Raw genomic sequence first — 22848 nt, forward strand, 5'->3', positions numbered from 1 at the left:
GCACCGTTGCCGGAAGATACCCCGATGAGCGATCCCAAGCCGCAGTCCACCTCGTTCCACAGCATCGCCTCGGCGTACAAGGGCGCGCGCCCGGCCGAGCAGCCCATGGCCGATCCCTACGCCAAACGGCTGTTCCTGATCATCGACAGCGTGCCGGAAATGCAGCGCGCACTGGCGATGACGCTGTCCTCGTTCGGCGCCGAGAAGGTCGAATACGCCAGCAAGGCGGGCGACGCGCTGGCCAAACTCGCCAAGTACGAGTTCGACGTGGTGTTGTGCGACTACGACCTCGGCAACGGCTACGACGGCCTCTACCTGTTCGAAGAGGTCAAGGAACGCAACCTGATCAAGCAGTCGTGCGTGTTCATGATCGTCACCGGCGAGCGCCGCGCCCAGCGCGTGATCTCGGCCGCCGAACAGGCGCCCGACGACTACCTGCTCAAGCCCTTCACCGGCGAGGTGCTGGCGCAGCGTCTGGAGCGCGCCATGCGCCGGCGCGAGGCGTTCCGCATCGTCGACGAGGCGGTGATGCGCCACGAATACCTCGCCGCCATCGATGCCTGCAGCCGCAAGATCGGCGAGAAGAGCGAGTTCGCGCTCGACTTCATGAAGCTCAAGGGCTCGCTGTCGCTCAAGATCGGCGACTACGACACCGCGCGCACGCTCTACATGGACGTGCTGCGCATCAAGACCGTGCCGTGGGCCAAGCTCGGCCTGGCCAAGGCGCTGACCGGACAGAAGGCCTACGACGAGGCGCGGCTCTTGTTCGAAGAGGTGCTACGCGAGAACGACCGGGTGATGGAAGCCTACGACTGGCTCGCCCGGCTGCACCAGACCAACCACGAACTGGACAAGGCGCAGCAGATGCTGGCCAGCGCCACGCGGCTGTCGCCGGTGGTGATCCGGCGCCAGAAAGAACTCGCCCAGGTGGCGCTGAAGAACCACGACCTCGCCACCGCCGAGGCCGCCAGCCGCGAGACGCTGGAAATCGCCAAGTACACCTGGCACCGCCACCCCACCCACTACGCCATGCTGGCGCGCGTCCAGATGGCGCAGGGCGAGCACGGCGCCGCCGCGCGCACCGTCGCCAGCCTGCGCCGCGACTACCGCTACAACGAAGTGGGCGAATGGATGGCGGACGTCTGCGACAGCCAGCTGCAGCTCAAGAGCGGCAACCGCCAGCGCGCCGCCCAGCTGCTGAGCGAGGCACAGGAGCGCTTCGCCACGCTCGGCGCCGGGCTGCCGCCCGAGGCACAGATGGAGTTCGCCCGCGCCTGCTATGCCCAGGGACGGCAGGACGCCGGCGACGCCGCGATGCAGGCGCTGGTGCGCAACCACCACGACGACGAGACCCTGCTGGGCCAGATCGGCGACCTGTTCGAGGACGTCGGCCGACGGGAGGCCGGCCACCAGCTCATCGCCAGCAACGTGCAGTCGGTGATCGAACTCAACAACGAGGCGGTGCGCGCCGCCCAGGCCGGCCAGTTCGAGCAGGCCATCGAGCGCTTCGCCAAGGCGCACGAAGACATGCCGGGCAACCTGCAGGTGATGCTCAACCTGGTCAACGCCACGCTGGCCTACGTGCACCGCCACGGCTGGCACGAAAGCCACATGCGCCGTGCCCACGAGCTGTTGAAGAAGGCGCGCGAGCTGGCCCCGGCCAACAACAAGTTCCAGAAGCTGCTGCAGGCCTGGCGCATCCTGGTGGAGAAGCTGGGCAAGCCGCAGTGGGTGCTGTGACCCCGGTGCGTGCCGCCCGCTAGCGGCGCGACGCGGTGGCGACGGAAACCCGGCCACCGCCCCCACAAGGGACGAATCATGTCCGCTACCGCCCTGCCGGCCGCCCAGGCCGAATGGCTGCGCGCCGAAGGCGTGTGCGAGGTCGAACTGGTGTTCGCCGACCTCACCGGCTTCCCGCGCGGCAAGACCCTGCCCGCCCCCGCCTTCGCCCACGGCCAGGAAGTCCGCATTCCCCGCGCCGTGGCGGTGCAGGCCTGCACCGGCGCCTATCCCGACTACCGCTTCTACGGCGAACAGGACCCGGACGTTGCGCTGCGCCCGGATCTGGCCACACTGCGCCGTGCCCCGTGGAGCGACACACCGCGCGCCGTGGTGATCTGCGACAACGTCGACCACGGAGGAGCCTTGTCGCCGCTGGCGCCACGCAGCGCGCTGCGGCACGTGCTGGCCGACTACGCCGCGCGCGGCCTCACCCCGGTGGTGGCGCCGGAGCTGGAGTTCTACCTGTTCGCCGCGCACGACGGCGACGCCGCCCCGTTCCAGTCACCGCCGCTGCGCGGCGGGCGGCGCGAGGCCGGCGGCGACGCCTTCAGCCTGTCGGCACGCAACGACCTCGCGCCGTTCTTCGACGAGGTCTATCGCGGCTGCGAGCGGCTCGGCATCGCCACCGACACCTTCCTGCACGAGATGGGACCGAGCCAGTTCGAGATCAACCTGCGCCACGGCGACGCGCTGCGCCTGGCCGACCAGATGTTCTTGTTCAAGTACCTGCTGAAGGAAACCGCGCACCGCCACGACCTGTCGGCGGTGTGCATGGCCAAGCCGCTGGCGGGCGAGCCGGGCAGCTCGATGCATCTGCACCAGAGCCTGGTCGACAAGCACGGCCACAACCTGTTCGGTCGCGCCGACGGCGGCAACAGCGCGTTGCTGCTGCACTTCATCGCCGGCCTGCAGCGTTACCTGCCGGCACTGCTGCCGCTGTTCTGCCCCAACCCCAACTCCTACCGCCGCTTCGTCAAGGGACTGGCCGCCCCCGTCAACCTGGCCTGGGGCGAGGACAATCGCTCGGTCGGGCTGCGCGTGCCGCGCTGCGGCGCGGAGGCGCGCCGTGTCGAGAACCGCCTGCCCGGCGCCGACGCCAACCCCTACCTGGCGCTGGCGACCAGCCTGGGCGCCGGGTTGTTGGGCATCGCCGAGCACCTGACGCCGGATTCGCCGGTGAGCGGCAACGTGTTCAGGCAGGGCGAAGCCAGCCTGCCCGCCACACTCGACGCCGCGCTCGCCGCCATGCGCGCTTCGCCCTGCGCGGAGCAGCTGTTCGGCAGCGAGTTCGTGCAGGCCTACCTGGCGGTGAAGGAGCTGGAACTGCTCGACTTCCAGCACCAGATCACGCCGTGGGAGCGGCGCCACCTCGGGCTGCTGGCCTGAGAACCTGTTCCCGATCTTGCTGCGCATCCCCTGATCGGGGCTCATGGGCACTGCGTGCCAATCTATCGCTGAGACAATCTCTGCGATCAGAAATCCTCATGTACTCCAGTCCATTCCGGTTCCTGCGCTGCTCTTCACCCCGCTGAGGGCTGCTCGCGACAGACCGTGAACAGGTTCTGAGCCGTACTGCGGCGGCCCCTACCTTTGATCGCGCATCCTCCGGAAACGACACGGCCCCGCCGAAGCGGGGCCGTGTCGTGTCGGACCGTGAAAAGGCTCAGCTGCGCGACAGGCGCAGCCTTTCGGCCAGGCGCTCGATCGCTTCGTCGCGGCTGAGCGGCGACGTGGCGCGCTGCTGCTCGGCCAGCACCCAGGTTTCCAGTTGGCTACGGTCGCCGTGCGCGGCGCGCAGCAGGATGCCGTAGTCGCGCCCGGTCATCTGCGACGGCGGATCGATCGCGCGAGTCTGGGTATGACGCGCGTAGGACGGCCCCTCGTCCGGCACGCGCCGTACCGGCGGACGGCGTGAACGGGCCACCCAGGCGATCAGGGCCAGCAGCACGACCGCCATTATCGACAGAAATTGGGCCATCAGTCGGCGTCTCCTTTCGAACAATCGTTTGCCATTATGCCATAAGCTTAAAGCAGGCGCGAATCGGTGCCGCAGCGAGGTTCAGCGCGCTACATGGCGCGGCCGGCGCGCGAAGATGAAGAACTCGCGGTTGCCGTCGCCGCCCTTGATCGGGCTGTCGAACCACTTCAGCACCTCGAAGCCGAGCTGTTCTACCAGCGTGGTGATGGTCTGACGCACCCCGTCGTACAGCCCTTCGTCCTTGACGATGCCACCGCGGCCGATGCCGGAGCGCCCCACTTCGAACTGCGGCTTGACCAGCGACAGCAGGTAGCCACCGGGGCCGATCAGGGGCAGCGCCGAGGGCAGCACCAGGGTCAGCGAGATGAACGACACGTCGCACACCATCAGCTCGAACGGCACCCCCTGGTTGGCCACCAACAGCGCGGCGTGGTCCAGGGCACGGGCGTTGACGCCCTCGAAGAAGGTGACGCGCGGGTCTTCGGCCAACCTGGCGGCGAGCTGGCCGTGCCCCACGTCCACCCCCACCACGCGGCTCGCCCCGGACTGCAACAGACAGTCGGTGAAGCCGCCGGTGGACTGGCCGACGTCGAGCGCGCTCATGCCGCTCACGTCGAGCCCGGCTGCCGCCAGCGCACCCTGCATCTTGAGGCCGCCGCGCGAGACGAAACGGTCGGCCTCGTCCGGCGTCACCAGCAAGCGCGCCGTGGGTGCGAGCTTCAGGCTCGGCTTGGCGACGACGACGCAGCGTCCGTCGTCGTCGACGCTCACCCGCCCGGCCGCGATCAGGTTCTGGGCAGCGGTGCGCGAGGCGGCAAGGCCCTGTTCCACCAGGAGAAGGTCGGCTCGAATCATGATGTGCTTATGGACGCTGAAAAAAAGAGCACAGGGTGGCGTCGCTGCCGCCTGCTGTCAAGCCGCCGGATTCCGGCCGATATTACCGCCTGCGACGTTGCGCTTCCTTGCGCCCGCTCAAACAAATCGCCCGCCGTTCGCCCGGACTGAGGGTTGGCTGGGCGACGGCTTGGTGCGATCATCCTTGGCATAAACGACAACAAGGGAGCACCGCCATGGACACTCACCAACTCGAGCCGGCAGAAGTGCGCGTGCTGGGCGCGCTGATCGAAAAGCAGGCGCTCACCCCGGACGCCTACCCGATGACGCTCAACGGACTGTTGACCGCCTGCAATCAGCTGACCAGCCGCGAACCGGTGATGCAGTTGTCCGAGGCCGAACTGAGCCAGGCTCTGGCGAGTCTGATGGAGCAAAAGCTGGTCGGGGAGCGGCTGCCCGCCGGCAGCCGCGTCGCCAAGTACGAGCACCGCCTGCCCTACGCCTGGAACATCGACGGCGCCCGCGTGGCGGCGCTGTGCGTGCTGCTGTTGCGCGGCCCGCAGACCTCGGCCGAGATCCGCAGCAAGGCCGGCCGCATCTACGCCTTCTCCGGCGTCGACGAAGTCGACACCGCGCTGGCGACGCTGGCCGACAAGTACCCGCCGCTGGTGGTCAAGCTGGAGCGCCAGCCGGGCGAGCGCGAGGCACGCTGGGCGCACCTGTTGAGCGGCGAGCCGGAACTCGTCCCGGCCGGGACCGCGGCGCCGATCGAGGTCGGCCTGGCCGGCCGTGTCGCGGCGCTGGAAGCCGAAGTGGCGGCGCTGAAAACGCGGCTGGCCGAACTGCTGGATCTGCTCGGCGGTTGAACCCGGGGGAGCGAGCGTGGTCTACTCCCTTCCCCGCAGCAACTTCCCTTTCGGAGAGCACATGAAAAAGACCACCCTCCTCCTTGGCCTCGTGGCCATCAGCGGGCTGGCACAGGCCGGCAACCTGTCGCTCGGCGCCGGCGACGACTTCGTGACGCTGTCGCGCACGCCGAACGGCCTCGGCCTCGGCTTCACCGCCGACTACCTGAACAACAAGCACGGCGACGACAGTGCCAGCGTCGGTCTGGAGTTCGCCGTTCCGGCCGGCCCGCTGACCGTCGCCGCCGGTGCCAAGGCGATCTACGTCGATGCCGACGGCTACGGCTCCGCCGCGGCGCTCGGCGGCCGCGCTGCGCTCGATCTCGGCTCCAACTTCAGCCTGTTCGGCCAGGGCTATTTCGCCCCGTCCGGCGCCTCCAGCGGCAGCATCCGCGAGGTCAACGACGTCAACGCCGGCGTGCGCTGGAACCCGGTGCCGCTGTTCACCGTGGAAGCCGGCTACCGCTACTTCGACGTCAAGCGCGAAGACTCGCAGCGCAACCGCACCCTGGCCGACGGCCCCTATGTCGGCGTCGGGCTGCAGTTCTGAGCGCAGACCACTCCGTCAGCATGAAAAACGCCCCGGCAAGCCGGGGCGTTTTGCTGTCCGTCCGTGGTCTCAGAAACCCAGCGACAGGTTCAGGCCGAATTCCTTGGTGGTGTTGTTGGGCTCGTAGTTCTCGTAGATCAGGCCGCCATTGAGGGTATAGATGCTCTCGCTCTTCTTGATGTCCCAGTAACGGAAGAACGGCGTCACCGACAAGGTGCTGCGCGCGCCGAGATTGATCGGGCGGCTGAAGCTCATCGCCAGTTCGAAGCCGTGCCCCTTGTTCTGATCGTTCTGCAGCTCTCCGCTCGACAGGTAGCTATGCTGCTTGCCCTGCAGCAGGTAGTTGTAGGCCACGCGCGGCGTCGCCTGCCAGTAGGAGGTGCCGAGGAAGAACGACGACTCGAACGCCAGGGTGGCGTACCAGTACTCCGATTCGCGCTTGTAGCCGCCAGGCCCGCCCTGGTCCAGACGATCGGTCAGGTTGCGGTAGCCGAGGCCGAGCGACGAGATCACCGGGTGGTCTTCCCACGGCGACGTGTATTCGTAGGCGCCGTGCAGTTCGTAGACGTAGCGGTCGAGCCCATTGATACGCAGCGAACCGTAGCCCGGACCGCCGTTATAGTCGCCGGTATAGTCCGATTCGCCCTGAGCGTAGCGGCCCTTGAACTTGACGGCGTGATTGTCGGCCAGAAAGAAGCGGGCAGAACCGTTGAGGCCGGCCATCCAGGCTTCTTCCTGCATGAACTTGGCTCCGCCGACCTCCTCCTCGTACTTCTCGTGGTAGAGCTCGGTGCCGAGGGTGAAATCCGGTTGCGGGGCGGCAAAGGCGAAGCTGGCCGGGACCAGGGCCAGGACGGCCACTAGGGTGAAAAGCGGTTTGGACATGGCGTGCGATGACGTTGCGTTAAAACGCGTCATTATGCCTTTTGGGTAAAATTTAATCCATCCCGCTGACGCCAGCTCGACAACGACAACGCCCCGGGATCGGCCAGGGCGTTCGATTTGATGATATCTACTCCTTAGTCACCTTCTCGGAGCTTGTGAAAGAAATCGTCGCGAGCGCCATGAGGCTGGTTCGAGAAGCACAGCCGTACAAATGGTACGGCGAGCATCGCAGGGCCGGGATCAGGGCGCGCAGCAGATTTATTCACAAGCTCTCAATCCATCAGCTGACGGTAGAGATACACCAGCACCCGCGCCAGTTCGGCCGCGGTCTGCTGCTGGCCGGTGTTGCCGCTATGGCCGCCGGCGTCGGTCTCGATGAACAGCGCGTCGTGGCCGTGCTCGGCCAGGCGCGCCACCATCTTGCGCGCGTGCGCCGGGTGCACCCGGTCGTCCTTGGCGCTGGTGGTGAACAGCGCCAGCGGGTAGCGCGCCTCGGGGCTGATCTGGTGGTAGGGCGAGTAGGCGGCCAGATGCACACGCGTTTCCGGGTCTTCCGGGTCGCCGTATTCGTCGATCCAGCTGGCGCCTGCCAACAACTCGGTGTAGCGCAGCATGTCCAAAAGCGGCACCTCGCACACCACGGCGTTGAACAGATCGGGACGGCGCGTCATGGCGGCGCCGACCAGCAGGCCGCCGTTACTACCGCCCTCGATGCCGAGCCGGCGCGGGCTGGTGACACCGCGCGCGATCAGGTCTTCGGCCACCGCGACGAAGTCGTCGAAGCTCACCGCCCGCTTCACGCCCTGCGCCGCCTGATGCCAGGCCGGTCCGAATTCGCCGCCGCCACGGATGTTGGCCACCGCGAACACACCGCCCTTGGCCAGCCACTGCGGGCCGAAGTTATCCATGTAATACGGCATCATCGGTACTTCGAAGCCACCGTAGCCGTACAGCAAGGTCGGTGCGCTGCCATCGAACGGCAGCTCGCGCGGGCGCACCACAAAGTAGGGAATGGCGGTACCGTCCGGCGCGTTGGCATGCCACTGCTCGGCGACGTAGCCACTGGCATCGAACGCCGCCGGCTGCTGACGCAGCACTTCGGGCTCTGTATCGCGGGCGAGGTCGATGCGGTACAGCCCGGCCGGGGTGAGGAAGTCGCTGTAGCTGTAGTAGAGCAGATCGCTCTGCCATGGCTGGTCGGCAAACTCGATCACGCCGTCCTGCGGCAGCGGGTTGGCGAATTCCTGCCACTCTCCCCCGGCGCGGCGCAACGTGACGAGCCGGCTCTTGACGTTGTCGAGCACGATGACGGCGAGCAGGTTGAGCGTGGCCTCGACCATTTCCACCGACTGCCGCTCACCCGGCTCGAACAGCGCGACGATGCGGCCCAGTTGCCCACTGGCGGCATCGCAGGCGACGGCGAGCAAGGTGCCGGCGGCGTAGCTATGGCCCTGCACGTTCCAGTCGTCGGCCAGTTTGACGATCAGATCGCCGTGGCTGTAGGCCTCGATCTCGCTTTTCGGCGGCAGCGGCAAGGCGGTCAGCGTGTGGTCGGCGGCAAGATGGTAGTAGGTCTTGCTGTAGAAGGAGTCGGAGGCTTCGACGATGTCGAACGGCGTGGGTTCAGCCTGTTGCGCCGGGCGATGACCGCGTTGGGCGGTGCTCGCTCCCTCGCCGTACTCTGTGTACTGTCTCGGTCGCTGCGCGCCGTCCGCCTTGTCCTCCCCTGGCTCACGACGGCTGCACGACGTCCCGGCATCGAGGAAGCGCCAGGCGGCGGCCATCATCGCGTCTTCGGGTAGCTTGAGCAGCGGCACGGCGGCGTCCCAGGCCTGGCCGCGCTCGAGCAGCCACACCTCGCGCGGATAGCCGGCACGGCTCAGCTGTTCGTCCTCCCAGGCCGGGCAGACGAACACGCTGTCGAGATCGCGCCAGGCGATGTGGTTCTTGCCGTAGGGGAAGGAGAAGCCGCCGGCGACGAAGGCCTGCGCCTCGAGATCGTACTCGCGCGTCACGGTGGCGTCGGAGCCGCCCGGGGTCAGGCTCAGCAGCACACGCGTCGGTTGCAGCGTGTAGTGCGACACGCCGTCGAGGTACCAGTCGACCTCCTCCGCCGCGGCCAATGCGTCGAGATCGAGCACGGTGTGCCAGTCCTGCGCGTTGGCGCGGTAGGCGTCGAGCGTGGTGCGGCGGTAGATGCCGCGCGGGTGGGTTTCGTCCTGGTGGAAGTTGTACAGCCAGCCGGCGTGTTCGGCGAAGAACGGAATCTGGCGCGTATCACGCAGCGTGGCGAGGATGTCCTCCGCGAGCGGAACAAAGCGCGGGTCGGCGTCGAGCTGCGCCTGAGTGCGCGCGTTCTGCTCGTCCACCCAGCGGGCGACGTCGGGGCTGTCGAGGCTTTCCAGCCAGCGATGGGGATCGTGGTCAGGCATGTCAGGTTGGCCGAAGGTTGCAATGGGGCCGAGGGTAGCACCCCACGCTCTTGCCGCCAAATACCGCTACCGGGCCAGATGCCCCTTGATCCAGGCGCTGGCCCGGGACACCACCTGGTCCTCGATGCCGTTGTAACCATGCCAGGCCCAGGGCTGGCACGGGTCGCCGCGGTTATTACCACCGTCCATCACGATCAGTTCCTTGGCCTGGGTAGCCGTCAGCTTGTCCACCACCGGCTGCAGGTTGTCCAGCCGGCTTTCCTGGCACTCGTCGCGCTGGTGCTGCACCAGCAAGACCGGCTGGGTCACCCGCTGCAAATTGAAGTCCGCCAGATTGCCGCGGCCATGGTCGATACTGGAGGTCAGTACCAGGCCATCCACCTTGTCCCGTTGCTTGATCGCGACCGAGGCTGCCGAGGTCGTGCCGCGGCTGGTGCCAACCAGCCAGACTGGTACGTCGGCCTGCCGACGCAGAAAGTCGATCACGGCCGCCATATCCTTGGCGTGCTCCGGCGAGCCACGGAAATCCCCTGCCATCCCCTCTGCCGCATGATCGGACGGGGCATCCACCACCGCGACCGTGAAGCCCTGCTCCACCCAGCGGGCACGGGTGCGCACCAGGAAGTTGCCGGCACCGCTGCCGAGCCGGCCATCGTCCGACAGCTTGAGATTGCCATCGCCCCCGGTGAACAGAATCAGGCTGGCCAGTGGTGGCCCCTCCGGCTTGAGCAGCAGGAAGCGCTGGGAGACCCCGTCACGGGGCGCAACGCTTTCCAGGGTCTCGGCCGCAGCAGCCAGCGAGGCGCTCGCCATCAGGACCAGACCGACAAGAACAGGGCGCATGACACACTCCGGAAACGGTTCGGGCAGACGGCAAAGCGGCCTTCCCGATGATTTATAGAGGCTCTTGCTCTATCGCCAAAGCCTCCCGGCCAGCGAGGAGCGGCGGACCACTCAGCCCGCCAGGATCTGCTGCAGCACCGCCAGCACCCGCTCGACCTCGGCGCGGCCGACCTGCCAGTGCGTCACGATGCGCATCATGCCGGCTTCGGGCGGATTGGCCTTGATGCCGGCCTCGGTCAGCGCCGCCATCAGGCGCGCCACGTCGACCGAGTCGGCAAGGCGGAACCACACCATGTTGATCTCTACGCTGGCGAGATCGACCGTCACCTCCGGCAGCGTTGCCAGCCGCTCCGCCAGGTAGCGCGCGTTGGCGTGGTCTTCGGCCAACCTCTGGCTCATCTCGGTGAGCGCGATCAGTCCCGGCGCCGCCAGCACGCCGGCCTGGCGCCAGCCGCCGCCCATCAGCTTGCGGCTCTTGCGCGCACGGGCGATGAACTCGGCGGAACCGGCCAGGATCGAGCCCACCGGCGCCGCCAGCCCCTTGGACAGGCACACCATCACGGTGTCGGCGTGGCGCGTGATGTCGCGCACGTCGCAGCCCAGCGCGGTGGCCGCATTGAACACGCGCGCGCCGTCCAGGTGCACCGGCACGCCATGGGCCCGGGCCACCTCGGCCACCGCCTGCATCGCCGCGAGCGGGATGACCCGGCCATTGCTGTGGGCGTTTTCCAGGCAGATCAGACCGGTGTGCGGATGGTGGATGTCGTCGCCGACGCGGATGCGCTTCGCCACCTCGGCGGCGGTGAGCACCCCGTCCGGACTGGCGATGGTACGCAGCTGCACCCCGGCGATCACCGCCGCGCCGCCGGTCTCGTGCCAGACGATATGGCAGTCGTCGCCCAGGATCACCTCGTCGCCGCGCCGACAGTGCGTCAGCAGCGCGAGCTGGTTGCCGAAGTTGCCGCTGGGCACGAACAGCGCCGCTTCCTTGCCCAGCCGCTCGGCGGCCACGCGCTCCAGTTCCTGCACCGTCGGGTCGTCGCCATAGACGTCATCGCCCACCACGGCATCGAACATCGCCTGGCGCATCGCCGGCGTCGGTTGGGTCACGGTGTCGCTGCGTACATCAATCCACTGCATGGTATCCCCTCTGAGCCGAGGCCATGAGACGACCACCCCTCGCATCGGGAGGGCGCGCAGGATGGGTGAAGGCACGCTTGCTCCGTCGGTGCCGGCACCCATCGCCATCGACCGCCGGGTTGCGCGTTGCGCCCCATCCTACACCGTCGACGGCGCGCCTCCTGCAGGGGCTCGCTCGCTACTGGAATCGGCTCGTGAAATGACCGACGGCGACTCGTGGCCGCCGTCGAAACGAATTCTCAGTCAGGCTCTTGCCTGATTGTGCCAGCATCGCATGCCGGCTGTCAGAACCGGAAGGTTCTCGATGCTTACTGGGTTGGCTGGTCCTTCTAATGGATACGGTAGGATTGCTTGATGTCGGCCGCCAGGCGGCGCGCCTTGTCCAGCGCGGAGCTGTCCAGCGAAATGTCGGCACCGCAGTCGCAACGCAAGGCGGCGGCCTGGTCCGGCGCCAGGGTATCGAGATGCTGGCGCGTTTCATGGCCACACTGGGTGCAGGCGATAACCACGGTGGGGTTGTAGTGTTTGTCGAGGTCGATGTCGAAACTCGGCTGCTGCTTCATGGGTCTGTCTCCACGTTGAGAACGGAGGGACGAGCCGCCAGCGGAACGTCGGTGCCGTTCATGACAGGCTCACCTAGAAGGATAGCAGCCGAGCCGGCGAGCGCCAGCCGCAATCCCTACTGCCCGGCCGCGCGCCGCTGCGTCACCGTCTCACCGCCGATGCCCCAGTTGTCGGTATCGACCTCGTCGATCACCACCACCGTGGTGGCCGGGTTCTTGCCCAGCACGTCGACCAGCAGCTGGGTGGCGCCGCGGATCAGTTCGGCCTTCTGCTCGGCCGTGGCTCCCTCGCGGGTAATCTTGATATTGACGTAAGGCATGCAAAGCTCCTTGTGGATAAAAACGACGGGGGACGGACCGCCAGCCAAGCGCCGGCGCTGCTCAGCACCAGGCCGGCCAACAGCCAGCCGGACAACGGTTCCGCCAGCAGCCACAGCGCCAGCACGCCGGACAGGGCCGGCACCAGCGCCATCATCGCCCCCATGCGCGCCGCGCCGATGTGCTCCACGGCATAAAGATAGAGCAGCATGGTCACCACCACCGCCAACGCGCCCTGGTAGAACGCCTGCAGCAGGATGGCACCCCAGGGTGCGGCGGCGAGGCCAGACGGCAGCAACAACCAATAGACAGGCATGAAGCACAGTGCCGCCCACAGTGCACTGCCGATGGTGGCGTCGAGCGGATGGATGGCGTAACGCTTCACCGTCACACTGTACCAGGCCCAGCACAGCGCCGAGCCGACCAAGAGCACATCGCCCCAGCCGCTCGCCGCACCAGCGAAGTTCTCCACCGCCACGCAGCCCACGCCAGCAGCGATCAGCGCCAAACCGACCAACTTGGCCGGTGCCGGCAGCTCGCCCAGCAGCCACCACAGCAGCAGCGGCACCAGGAACGGCAGCAAGCCCGGTAGCAGCACCGCTGCGTGCAGCGCCGACGACAGGCGGAAGCCCCAGTACGCCAGCAGTGCGTAGCCCAGCGCCCCGATCAGCCCCAGGCGCAGCAGCCGCCCATCCAGCAGCCGGGTGCGGCGCCACGCCCACAACGGCAGCAGCAGCACGGCGCCGACGCCGAAGCGCAGCGCCACCATGTCGTACGGCGTCAGCGCGCTCTTGCCGCCCAGCCGCGACACCACGATGAAGCCGCTCCAGATCAACACGGCCAATATGGCAAACAGCATTCCGCGACGCATCTCCCCCTCCTGCACCCTGTTCATGCACGACAAGGTAGCGCGACGGCAGCCATGCGGTAAAATGAATAATTACTTCTTAACCGTTCTCGTATCGAGATGGATCTTTCCGACCTCACCGTGTTCTGCACCGTGGTGGAAGCCGGCGGCGTCACCCGCGCCGCCGAGCGGCTGCACCGCGTGCAGTCCAACATCACCACCCGCATCCGCAAGCTGGAACAGGACCTGGGTGTCGACCTGTTCGAGCGCGAGGGGCGCCAACTGGTGCTCACCGCCGACGGCGAACGCCTGCTGGGCTACGCCCGTCAGCTGCTCGGGCTGGCCGCCGCCGCGCGCGACGACCTGGCCGGGCAGCGCCTGGCCGGGCGCTTCCGCCTGGGCTCGATGGAAAACACCGCAGCCACCCGACTGCCGCTGCCGCTGAGCCGCTTCCACCGCGACTACCCCGAGGTCGAGCTGGAACTCTCTACCGGCCCCTCGCTGCCGATGTGCCAGCGCGTGCTGCGCGGCGAGGTGGACGCGGCGCTGGTGGCCGAGCCGGTGGGCGGCGGGCTCGATCCCCGGCTCGACAGCCGCGTCATCGGGGTGGAAGAGCTGGTGCTGGTGACGGCACTCGACCATCCGCCGGTGCGCGATGCCCGCGATGTCGCCCAGGACACGCTACTGGCGTTCCAGCCCGGCTGCGGCTATCGCCAGCGGCTGGAAGACTGGTTCGCCAGCGCCGGCCGCCTGCCGCAACGCCAGGTCGAGCTGTCCTCCTACCACGCCATGCTGGGCTGCGCCGCCGCCGGCATGGGCGTGGCGCTGGTGCCGGAAAAGCTGCTCGACCAGTACGCCGGCCAGGCCGCGCTGGCACGCCACCGCCTCCCACTCGCGACGGCGCGCGCGCCCACGCTGCTGGTCTGGAAGCGCAGCCAGCCGCGCGCGGTGATCGCGCGCTTCGCCGAGTATCTGCTCGAGGATGAAACCGCGCCGTCCTGAACTGTCGGCGCCATGCCACGCCAAGAGCCTGGTTCAGTAGGCATGCAAGCCAAGACAGGTTGAGTGCCGCCAGCGCACAGGCACCGGAATGGACACGGAGTACATGAGGATTCCGAGCACTACCGGCGTTCAAGATGTAAAGGCCCAGCCGCCTAATGAAATCGGCTCCAGCGGCTGGCCCGCCAACTCCACATGCAGTATCCTTCGCCGCTTTGACGCCTGCCCCGGAGATGTTGATGAACCCGTCCGATGCCGATCTCGACCGCCGCTTTGGCGGCATCGCCCGCCTCTACGGCGAGGCGGCGCTGGAACGCTTCCGCCATGCCCACGTCTGCGTGATCGGCGTCGGCGGCGTCGGCTCGTGGGCCGTCGAGGCGCTGGCGCGCAGCGCCGTCGGCAAGCTCACCCTGATCGATCTCGACAACGTCGCGGAATCCAACACCAACCGCCAGCTGCCGGCGCTCGATCCCCACTACGGCCGCGCCAAGGTCAGCGTGCTGGCGGAACGGGTGCGCGCCATCAACCCGGCGTGCGAGGTGGAGGAAATCGAGGATTTCGTCGAGGAAGGCAATCTGGAGGCGATGCTGGGGCGCGGCTACGACTTCGTCATCGACGCCATCGACAACCTGCGCGTGAAGACCGCCATGGCGGCCTGGTGTGTGAAACGGCGCCAGCCCTTCATCGTCTCCGGCGGCGCCGGCGGCCAGATGGACCCGACGCTGATCCGCGTGGCCGACCTGGGCGAGGTCACCTACGATCCGCTCCTCTCCAAGCTGCGCTACAACCTGCGCCGCCACCACGGCTTCCCGCGCGAGGCGGGCAAGAAGCTCCATGTGCCCTGCGTGTTCTCCACCGAACAGCTGGTCTACCCTGATGCGCCCAGCTGCGACGTCGGCGAGCGCGGCCCGCAGGGGCTGTCGTGCGCCGGCTTCGGCGCCAGCATGGCGGTCACCGCCAGCTTCGGCCTCGCCGCCGCCGCCCACGCGCTGAAGGCACTGGCCAAGTCGGCGCGCAAAGCCTGAGCCGCTTCGGCCAACCATGAAAAACGCCCTGCACAGCAGGGCGTTGAGATTGTTGTGTAAACAGGAAGGCTGCGGATTCAATAACTTGTCAGGAGCGGCCCGGCTTTGCCGGGTCCGGCAGAATCTGAACAAGGTACGTTGTCAGCAGCCTGAACGCCCTGCACTGGCAGGGCGTTTTGCTTGGCTCAGAGCCCGATTCACAGGGCCTGCAGCTGCTTGTCCAGTTTCGCGGCGCGGTCGCCCGGGGCCGGATGGCTGGACAGCAGGCTGCTGTCGTTGCCGTACAGCTCGGCCAGCTTGCGCAGCGCGGCCGGGCCGCCTTGCACATTGTAGTTGTGGCGCTTGAGGAAGCCGATGGCGTAGCTGTCGGCATCGCTTTCCTGCGACTGCGAGAACTGGGCGTTGGCCACGGCCTCGGCAAACGCACCCAACTCGGAGGAGGACAATTCGGCCGCCACCGCGTTGCCGCTGCCGGCCGCCGCCTTGCGCGCCGCCGAGGAGGCGTAGGCCAGCTGCATCGCCTTCTTGGTATGGCCGAGCTTGACGTGGCCGATCTCATGACCGATGACGAAGCGCACTTCGTCGTCGCTCATCTTGTCCATCAGGCCGCTGTAGACGCGCACGGTGCCGTCAGCCATGGCGAAGGCGTTGACGTCCTTGGTCAGGTAGACCTTGAAGTTGAGCTTGGTGCCGTCCTCGCTGTCCAGCCCCTTGACCATCTTGGCCAGGCGCTTGGTGTAAGCGCTGGAGGCCGGCGCCACCTGGTTCTTCTTGTCCAGTGCCACGCTGGATTCGCTGGCCAGCGCCTTCACGTCGGCGTCGCTGAGGGTGGCCGATTTCATCAGGTCGGTGCCGGCGCTGATCATGGAGCCGAGGTCGAAGGCCTGTGCCTGGGCCGACAGTACGGTGGCGGCAAGCACCGCCAGTGCGAGTTTCTTCATTCCCAAAAAACCATTTGTCATTTAAAAGCAGCCGAATACTACGCTTGCGGCCACCCCAGGTAAAGACCTTGTCATAAATTGAGCGCGATCACGGCCGTAGGGAACATCGAGCGATAGGAGGGCGCAGGTGGGCCGCACGCCGGACAGGCTGATGCTGCCCAGCCGCGCGGTGCGGCTCAATCGAAACCGTAGGCGGCGCGGTAACGCGCCACGATGCGCGCCACCTCGCCACTGCGCTGCAGCGTCTTCAGTGCACGATCGAAGGCGTCGCGCTGCTCCTGCCTCAGGAAGCCGACCGAGCGCGGCGACGGCGGGAAGAGATCGAACTCGACCAGCTCCGCCGAGGTGTCGAGATGCTTCCCCAGCGCGCGATTATTCTGATGAAACACCAGGCTGTCGCCCACCACCACCTCGACCCGGTGCAGGTAGAGCAGGCGGTTCTGGATTTGCTGATCGGCCAGTTCGGTGTAACGCGGATGATCAGCGGTCACCGCGGTGAAATCCGGCCCCAGCACCAGCCGGGCGTTCTGGAAGCCGGCCACGCTGTGGCGTACCAGGTCGGCCACGCTGTTGAGCCGGATCCCGGATGACTTGAGCACGATGGCGCGGTTGCGGTAATACAACACCGGCGCCGAACGGAAGGCGTCGACCGGAGAATCCGGCGCCAGCGTCAACATGGCGTCGATATGGCCGCTTTGCAGCAGCATCAGCCCGCGCGCCTGCGGGTAGACCTCGAACACCGGCTTGAAACCGGCCTGTTGCAACGCCGCGCGCACGATCTCCACCTCCATCCCGCCCTGCCCGCCTTCTTCCACATACGGCGGCTTGGCCAGACCGACCGCGACGTGCAGCTCGGCCGCCGCCACGACGTGGCCGCTCGCCAGTAGCCACAACGGCAGCGACAGCATCCAACAGAACACTCTCATGGTCCGACGTTCTCCAAGGAGGGATTCGAACCCCTCATCATGCCAGCATCTGGAAACGATTTCAGATGAAATTCACGTGAAATTTATAAGCATATGACAAAAAATGCCCCGCGCCGATGCGTGGGGCATTGTGTCGTTGGCCGAAGCCCGGTTCAGGCCAACAGGCAGGCACTCTGCGCCGCCGCGTCGAACCGGCGTAGCGTCGGCACCTCGGCGAGCGCGCCGCGTTGCGCGCCATCGACGCGGCACTTGGCGAGATGTGGCACGCCGCGATCAGCGATGGCAAGGACCCACAGTGGCAAATGCCGGTGGATGGTAGTCCACGCGGTGCCGACCGCTTCCACAAGGCCATGGAGTTCCTGGATCAGGCCCGGCGCGATGCCACCCATCAAGAAGACGATCCATGGGTGTGCGATTTGCAGCGGCACATACACCACATCGACGAAGCCAGGCGCGCCACAGTGCAGGCTTACAACGACGCGCGGCAATAAAGGCAGCGCCCCTCAGCCGCTGCCCGAAACGGCAGCAGCACCGGCCCCTTGTCCCGGGAACGTCTCGATATCGTCGAAGAGCCTCATGGTGCCCACCGAAATCAGTTCGACCGGTCCATCTCCGGCATTAGCCACGCTATGCGGCCGATGCGCGTCGAAATGCAAGGAATCCCCGGTCGCCAGCCGATATTCCTGCCCTTCCACCACATAGCATGCCACGCCAGTCAACACATAGACGAACTCGTCGCCCTCGTGCGATACCACTTCCGAGCAGTAGCCGACCGGCATGATCATCTTCACCGCGTTGAGCATGCTGCCGGGAAACGAGGTGGACAGGCGCTCGTATCGTTGCGGTTGATTTTCGATCGTGTAGGCCTCGCGCTGGCCCTGGTGCGAATCGGGCGCGGGCTGCGCCGGCTGCTCGAACAGCGCGCTCAGCGGCACGTCGAGCGCCTTGGCGATATTGGCGAGCGAAGAGATCGACACGCCGGTGAGGTTGCGCTCGGCCTGCGACAAAAAGCCGACCGAAACGCCCGCCGCACTGGCCACTTCGAGCAAAGTCTTGTTGGCCTCGCGCCGGTAGCGGCGCAGGCGCTGCCCAAGAAGCTGGTTGGTCATGCGGATCTTTCGCTGCGATGTCGATACAGCTGATTGTACCGCGCCGCAGACCTGCCCGCTGCCGAACCCGGCCCAGCCGGGCTCGGCACACGCAGGCTCAGTTCGCCAGCAGCGGGCACGGTGTCACCGCGGTACCGCGGCTCTGGCACTCCTGCTCGTAGGCCGTCAGATACTCGCGCTCGTCCGGCGTGAGCAACGCCAAGTCCACCAGGTCCCAGTCGTAGCCGACGAACACGATGCTCTCGAAATAACGCTGCTCGGGTGCCTCCGGCTGCGGCTGCACGATCACCACGTTCTCGATGCGCACGCCGCCCTGGCCGTTCAGATAAATGCCCGGCTCGATCGAGGCCACCGCCTTGGCCGTCAACGTGTACTCCACGCACGGACGGAAGCGGATACCCTCCTCGTGCACGTGGATGCCGATGCCGTGGCCGGTGCCGTGCGCGAAGTCGTAGCCGTAGTTTTTCACCACATCGCGCACCAGCTTGTCCACCTCATGCCCGGTGGTGCTCGCCGGCAACCGCGCGCGCATCCCGGCCACGCAGGCTTTGAGCGTGACCGTATAGATCTCCTTCTGCCACGCCTGCACCTGGGTGTCTTTGACGGTGGAGCGAAGCACCACGCGCGTGCAGTCGGTGGCAAAGCCTTCGGCGTAATAGGCGCCGCTGTCGAGCAGGATCATCTCACCCTCTTTCAACTCGCGTTCCCGGCTCGCCTTGCCGTAGTGCATCACCGCGCCCATCTCGCCGCTCGCTGCGATTGAGGTGAAGCTGAGCCCGAGCGCGCCCTGCTCGATGTAAGCCTCGCTGATCTTCACCGCCAGGTCGTGCTCGGTATGGCGCTGTCCGGCCTCGCCGTACTTGGCCCAGCGCATGGTCTGGGCGATGGCGAGCGAACTCTTGGCGAAGGCAGAGCGAATGGCCGCCAGTTCCGCATCGGTCTTGGCCGTGCGCAGGCGCTCAACCGCATCGAAAGAGCCGTCCTGCTCCGCCTGCGGCCATACGCGCTGCGTCAGCGCCGCCAGAGCGCAGTTGACGCGACTGGCCTGATAGCACACCTGGGTGACCGGGAAACGGGCGAGGAAGCGCTCGAGCGCGGGTAGGTCGTTGCGGATCACCGTGAACGGGCTGGCCGGGTCCTCTTCCACCTCGCAGCGTTCGCAGCCCTCGGGCAGGAACAGTGCCACCTGTTCGCCGATGGCGAACAGATAGCCGAGCTGCGAGGACGAATTGGGCAGATGGTAGCCGCGCGTGTTGAGCAAGTAGCTCAAGTCATCGGCGCCGCCGCTCACGAAACACGTGGTGGCGCTGCCGTAACGTGCCACCGCTTCGGCACCGAGGCGGGCGAAGTTGTCCGCCACGCTGCGCCCGGTGGCACTCTGCGGAACACGGCGGATCGGCCGGTCGATCTGCCAGCCCGGCAGGCGGATGGCACAGTCCACTTCTCCGCTCTCCAGACTCACCCAGGCGAAGCCGCAATCGGCCAGATCGCGCGTGAGACCGACACGCTGCGCCACGCTGAGGCGCTGTGCGTCGAACCCAAGCTGGCGGATCGCCGAACGGTGGTTCTGCAGCCAGCTAGCGATGCCTACCCAAATACCGATGCCGAGCGACAGCTTCTCCACTTGCACCTGCTCCGGGTGGGTCTGCTGGTCGGCCTGCAGATGGTAACGGCCGTCGACGAACAGCACGAACGGCGCCTTGAGGCCCAGTTGTTCGGCCACCGCGCGGCGCAGGAAGATGCCGTCGCCGGCCGAACCGTCGAAGCCGGTCAGCGCATAGCGCGGGTTGTTCGGCGTCGGCGTGTATTCCGAGATGTAGCGGTCTTGCGAGGTGATCAGCAGGGCGTCGAGGCCGTGTTCGATCATCAGCGCTTCGAGCGCGGCCTGGTTGGCGGCCACGTCGGCTTGGTAGGGCGTTTCGTTGGCAAAGCTGTACTGCAGGCGGGTGGGCATGGTGGCTCCTCGAATGGCGTATTGGTGCTCGTGGCGTCAATCCGCGGTCAAAAATTTAAGTCACAGTTAAATTTAGCCTCGCCTGAAATTTAAGTACCACTAAAATTTTTGTCAAGTGAGCAAGGGCGGGCAACGGCCGCCACCTAGGCAGAACTAGCGCTTGCCGCCGTTTTCGCCAGCCCACGCAGCACCTCGGCCACCGCGAACAGGCCGAGCTGGCGGCCTCCACCATGCAGGCGCCGAAGCCGGCGCATGACAACCCCTGCGGGCCATGCATGACATCGACGTCGCAGCCCGCGCCGGATGGCGGATAGGTGAGCTGTTCGGTGGAATACACGCACTGTACGCGCAACTTCTTACCCGGTGCGCACGTAAATGCGGAGAACCTCAAGCAGGGGCAGCAGGTTGCGCTACAGGTGTTGCCGGCAGCTAACCAGCCGTTGGCAATGGTCTGCGTGCTTAAAGATGCGCTCAAGACGGCCTGGTACGCGCCAAGCGTGCATGAAGGCTGGCGCCGCTGGCGAGCCTGGTACCGACAAGCCTGTGAGAATGGATTGGCTCCGCTGATGCGGTTTGCCAGGAACCTGCGGCGCGACTTGCGTGGCATCCTGGCCAGCGCATACTTCCCAATGCATGCCAGCCTGCTTGAAGGGGTGAACAACCGCATCAAGGTCATTAAGCGAATGGCCTACGGCTACCGCGACAATGCCTACTCCTTCCTCAAAATCAAGGCCGCCTTCCCCGGAAAGGCGCGATGAGCCCAAAAAATGCCCCGCGCCGATGCGTGGGGCATTGTGTCGTTGGCCGAAGCCCGGTTCAGGCCAACAGGCAGGCACTCTGCGTCGCCGCGTCGAGCCGGCGTAGCGTCGGCACCTCGCTGGCGCAGCGCGCCTCGGCGAGCGGGCAGCGGGTGCGGAACACGCAGCCGGACGGCGGGTTGAGCGGGCTCGGCAGGTCGCCGCCCAGCAGCTGAATCTGCTTGGCGCGCTCCAGCGCCGGATCGGGGATCGGGATCGCCGACAGCAGCGCACGAGTGTAGGGATGGCTTGGCTTGGCGTACAGCGCCTGCTTGCCCGCCAGCTCCATCTCGCGGCCCAGATACATCACCAGGATGCGGTCGGAGATGTGCTTGACCACCGCCAAATCGTGCGCGATGAAGATCAGCGCCAGCCCCATCTCGCGCTGCAGCTCCTTCAGCAGGTTGATGATCTGGGCCTGGATCGACACGTCGAGCGCCGACACCGGCTCGTCGCAGATGATCAGCTTGGGCTCGAGGATCAATGCGCGGGCGATGCCGATGCGCTGGCACTGGCCGCCGGAGAACTCGTGCGGATAGCGGTTGATCATCTGCTCGCGCAGGCCGACCTTGGCCATCATCGCCTTGACGCGCTTGAGCACCTCGTCGCCCGACAGCTCGGGGCGATGCACGCGCAGCGGCTCGCCGATGATCTGGGCGATGGTCATGCGCGGGTTCAGCGAGGCCAGCGGATCCTGGAAGATCATCTGAATGTCGCGGCGCACCGCGTGCCAGTCACGCTCGGAGCCCTTGCGCAGGTCCTTGCCCATCCACACGATCTCGCCGCCGGTAGCAGGAATGAGATTGAGGATGGCGCGCGATAGCGTCGATTTGCCGCAGCCGGACTCGCCGACCACGCCCAGGGTCTCGCCGGCGTACAAATCGAAGCTGACGCCGTCGACCGCCTTCAACACTTTCTTCGGGGTCCACGGCCAGGCCTTGTCGCCGCCCTTGACCTGGAAATGGACTTTGACGTCGCGCACCGACAGGATCGGCTGCTTTGCGATGGACTCAGGCACGGGCCACCTCCTTGTGCATCGTCGGGATCAGTTGTTCGGCCGGCTTGTGGCAGGCTCGCAGCACGTCCGCCCGGTGGCCGCCCGGGATCAGCGCCGGCAGCTCACTGGCGCAGCGCTCGCTGGCATGGCCGCAGCGCTCGGAGAACGGACAGCCCTTGGGCATATTGGCCATATTGGGCGGGTTGCCCGGAATGCTCATCAGCTCGTCGCCATCGTGGTCGAGACGCGGCAGCGCACCGAGCAGGCCGATGGTGTACGGGTGCGATGGCTGGTAGAAGATGCTGTCGGCCGGCCCCTGTTCCATCACGCGGCCGCCGTACATCACCATCACGCGGTCGCACAGCCCCGCCACCACGCCCAGGTCGTGGGTGATCATGATGATGGCAGTGCCGAAATCGCGCTGCAGGTCCTTGAGCAGCGCCAGTATCTGCGCCTGCACCGTGACGTCGAGCGCGGTGGTCGGCTCGTCGGCGATCAGCACCTCGGGCTCGCACAGCAACGCCATGGCGATCATCACGCGCTGGCGCATGCCGCCGGAGAACTCGTGCGGGTACATGTCGATGCGTCGCGCCGCGTCGGGGATGCGTACTGCCTCCAAGAGTTCGATGGCGCGCTTCTTGGCCTCCTTGCGGCTCATGCCCTTGTGCAGCTGCAGCACCTCGGTCATCTGCCGCTCCACCGTCAGGTAGGGGTTGAGCGAGGTCATCGGGTCCTGGAAGATCATCGACACGCGGTCGCCGCGAATGCGGTTGAGTTCGCGCGGCGTCATCGTCAGCAGGTTCTTGCCCTGGTACAGCGCCTCGCCGCTGGCCTGGCCGTTCTTGGCCAAGAGCCCCATCATCGCCAGCACCGACTGGCTCTTGCCGGAACCGGATTCGCCGACAATCCCCAGGGTCTGCCCGCGCGCGAGGTCGAAGCTGACGCCGTTGACCGCCTGCACCTGACCGTCCAGCGTGGCGAAGCGCACGCCGAGGTCCTTCACTTGCAAAATTGACATCTCGT

The 22848-nt window shown here is 66.6% G+C and carries 23 protein-coding genes and 1 pseudogene; 7 read left to right on the top strand and 17 right to left on the bottom strand.

The annotated features are described in order from the left end of the window. Nucleotides 1-24 precede the first annotated feature (24 nt). A complete protein-coding gene (locus B9N72_RS00550; protein WP_085274511.1) occupies nt 25-1740 on the top strand; it encodes a tetratricopeptide repeat-containing response regulator in 1716 nt (571 codons plus the stop codon). 78 nt (nt 1741-1818) lie between these two features. Continuing rightward, nucleotides 1819-3168: a glutamine synthetase family protein gene (locus tag B9N72_RS00555; RefSeq protein WP_085274512.1), complete on the top strand. Its 1350-nt coding sequence runs from the start codon at nt 1819-1821 to the stop codon at nt 3166-3168. A 277-nt stretch (nt 3169-3445) separates the two neighbouring features. Here B9N72_RS00555 and B9N72_RS00560 read toward each other — a convergent pair whose 3' ends face one another. Together B9N72_RS00560 and B9N72_RS00565 are read right to left on the bottom strand one after the other, a co-directional pair. Further along, entirely contained in the window at nt 3446-3760 is a 315-nt protein-coding gene (locus B9N72_RS00560; RefSeq protein WP_085274513.1) for a hypothetical protein, read from the bottom strand. Nucleotides 3761-3841: 81 nt separating this feature from the next. Continuing rightward, on the bottom strand, nt 3842-4615 hold the full coding sequence (locus tag B9N72_RS00565; RefSeq protein WP_085274514.1) for a TlyA family RNA methyltransferase: 774 nt from the start codon (nt 4613-4615) through the stop codon (nt 3842-3844). 215 nt (nt 4616-4830) lie between these two features. On the opposite strand from B9N72_RS00565, the gene B9N72_RS00570 reads away from it, so the two are divergent. Together B9N72_RS00570 and B9N72_RS00575 are read left to right on the top strand one after the other, a co-directional pair. Then, nucleotides 4831-5460 (top strand): YceH family protein, encoded by a 630-nt coding sequence (locus B9N72_RS00570; RefSeq protein WP_085274515.1) that lies wholly within the window; start codon nt 4831-4833, stop codon nt 5458-5460. Between the two features lie 61 nt (nt 5461-5521). Next, nucleotides 5522-6049, top strand: coding sequence for a YfaZ family outer membrane protein (locus tag B9N72_RS00575; RefSeq protein ID WP_085274516.1), 528 nt, complete (start codon nt 5522-5524; stop codon nt 6047-6049). A gap of 69 nt (nt 6050-6118) precedes the next feature. Here B9N72_RS00575 and B9N72_RS00580 read toward each other — a convergent pair whose 3' ends face one another. From B9N72_RS00580 to B9N72_RS00610, 7 genes are all read right to left on the bottom strand, one after another. Further along, nucleotides 6119-6934 (bottom strand): hypothetical protein, encoded by an 816-nt coding sequence (locus tag B9N72_RS00580; RefSeq protein WP_085274517.1) that lies wholly within the window; start codon nt 6932-6934, stop codon nt 6119-6121. A gap of 272 nt (nt 6935-7206) precedes the next feature. Further along, nucleotides 7207-9366 (bottom strand): prolyl oligopeptidase family serine peptidase, encoded by a 2160-nt coding sequence (locus tag B9N72_RS21310; RefSeq protein WP_085274518.1) that lies wholly within the window; start codon nt 9364-9366, stop codon nt 7207-7209. 66 nt (nt 9367-9432) lie between these two features. After that, nucleotides 9433-10209 carry an alpha/beta hydrolase gene (locus B9N72_RS00590; RefSeq protein ID WP_085274519.1) on the bottom strand — a complete coding sequence of 259 codons (777 nt, stop codon included), beginning with the start codon at nt 10207-10209 and terminating at the stop codon, nt 9433-9435. Between the two features lie 111 nt (nt 10210-10320). Next, nucleotides 10321-11349: a low-specificity L-threonine aldolase gene (ltaE, locus tag B9N72_RS00595; protein ID WP_085274520.1), complete on the bottom strand. Its 1029-nt coding sequence runs from the start codon at nt 11347-11349 to the stop codon at nt 10321-10323. A gap of 329 nt (nt 11350-11678) precedes the next feature. Next, nucleotides 11679-11912, bottom strand: coding sequence for a hypothetical protein (locus B9N72_RS00600; RefSeq protein WP_085274521.1), 234 nt, complete (start codon nt 11910-11912; stop codon nt 11679-11681). Nucleotides 11913-12028: 116 nt separating this feature from the next. Beyond that, complete coding sequence (locus tag B9N72_RS00605; protein WP_014085639.1) at nt 12029-12232, bottom strand: 2-hydroxymuconate tautomerase family protein; 204 nt, start codon at nt 12230-12232, stop codon at nt 12029-12031. Continuing rightward, nucleotides 12169-13101 (bottom strand): DMT family transporter, encoded by a 933-nt coding sequence (locus B9N72_RS00610; protein ID WP_085274522.1) that lies wholly within the window; start codon nt 13099-13101, stop codon nt 12169-12171. Before B9N72_RS00610 ends, B9N72_RS00605 begins: the two co-directional genes overlap by 64 nt. A gap of 96 nt (nt 13102-13197) precedes the next feature. Between B9N72_RS00610 and B9N72_RS00615 the strand changes: the two genes are divergently transcribed. Both B9N72_RS00615 and B9N72_RS00620 read left to right on the top strand, forming a co-directional pair. Further along, the gene (locus B9N72_RS00615) at nt 13198-14079 is read left to right on the top strand and encodes a LysR family transcriptional regulator (RefSeq protein WP_085274523.1); all 882 of its coding nucleotides are present in this window, start codon (nt 13198-13200) and stop codon (nt 14077-14079) included. Nucleotides 14080-14315: 236 nt separating this feature from the next. Then, nucleotides 14316-15101 carry a tRNA threonylcarbamoyladenosine dehydratase gene (locus B9N72_RS00620; protein WP_085274524.1) on the top strand — a complete coding sequence of 262 codons (786 nt, stop codon included), beginning with the start codon at nt 14316-14318 and terminating at the stop codon, nt 15099-15101. A 197-nt stretch (nt 15102-15298) separates the two neighbouring features. On the opposite strand, the gene B9N72_RS00625 is transcribed toward B9N72_RS00620, so the two are convergent. From B9N72_RS00625 to B9N72_RS21315, 6 genes and pseudogenes are all read right to left on the bottom strand, one after another. Further along, a complete protein-coding gene (locus B9N72_RS00625; RefSeq protein ID WP_085274525.1) occupies nt 15299-16042 on the bottom strand; it encodes a M48 family metallopeptidase in 744 nt (247 codons plus the stop codon). 176 nt (nt 16043-16218) lie between these two features. Beyond that, nucleotides 16219-16968: a substrate-binding periplasmic protein gene (locus B9N72_RS00630; RefSeq protein WP_085274526.1), complete on the bottom strand. Its 750-nt coding sequence runs from the start codon at nt 16966-16968 to the stop codon at nt 16219-16221. Nucleotides 16969-17120: 152 nt separating this feature from the next. Then, complete coding sequence (locus B9N72_RS20505; RefSeq protein WP_143477721.1) at nt 17121-17456, bottom strand: hypothetical protein; 336 nt, start codon at nt 17454-17456, stop codon at nt 17121-17123. Between the two features lie 15 nt (nt 17457-17471). Then, complete coding sequence (locus B9N72_RS00640; protein WP_085274528.1) at nt 17472-18077, bottom strand: helix-turn-helix domain-containing protein; 606 nt, start codon at nt 18075-18077, stop codon at nt 17472-17474. A gap of 97 nt (nt 18078-18174) precedes the next feature. Beyond that, nucleotides 18175-20031 carry a M24 family metallopeptidase gene (locus B9N72_RS00645; protein WP_085274529.1) on the bottom strand — a complete coding sequence of 619 codons (1857 nt, stop codon included), beginning with the start codon at nt 20029-20031 and terminating at the stop codon, nt 18175-18177. A gap of 214 nt (nt 20032-20245) precedes the next feature. Continuing rightward, nucleotides 20246-20386 (bottom strand): annotated as a pseudogene (locus B9N72_RS21315) (tRNA threonylcarbamoyladenosine dehydratase); the annotation flags it as partial. Between B9N72_RS21315 and B9N72_RS00650 the strand changes: the two are divergent. Next, the gene (locus B9N72_RS00650) at nt 20358-20789 is read left to right on the top strand and encodes a transposase (protein ID WP_456107091.1); all 432 of its coding nucleotides are present in this window, start codon (nt 20358-20360) and stop codon (nt 20787-20789) included. The pseudogene B9N72_RS21315 and the gene B9N72_RS00650 overlap by 29 nt on opposite strands. Before the next feature lie 58 nt (nt 20790-20847). On the opposite strand, the gene oppF is transcribed toward B9N72_RS00650, so the two are convergent. Then, complete coding sequence (gene oppF / locus B9N72_RS00655) at nt 20848-21834, bottom strand: murein tripeptide/oligopeptide ABC transporter ATP binding protein OppF (RefSeq protein ID WP_085274701.1); 987 nt, start codon at nt 21832-21834, stop codon at nt 20848-20850. Nucleotides 21835-21838: 4 nt separating this feature from the next. Further along, the gene (locus B9N72_RS00660) at nt 21839-22843 is read right to left on the bottom strand and encodes an ABC transporter ATP-binding protein (protein WP_085274530.1); all 1005 of its coding nucleotides are present in this window, start codon (nt 22841-22843) and stop codon (nt 21839-21841) included. Nucleotides 22844-22848 lie beyond the last annotated feature (5 nt).

Origin of the sequence: Pseudogulbenkiania subflava DSM 22618 (assembly GCF_900177275.1) — a bacterium.
GTDB classification, from domain to species: Bacteria; Pseudomonadota; Gammaproteobacteria; order Burkholderiales; family Chromobacteriaceae; genus Pseudogulbenkiania; species Pseudogulbenkiania subflava.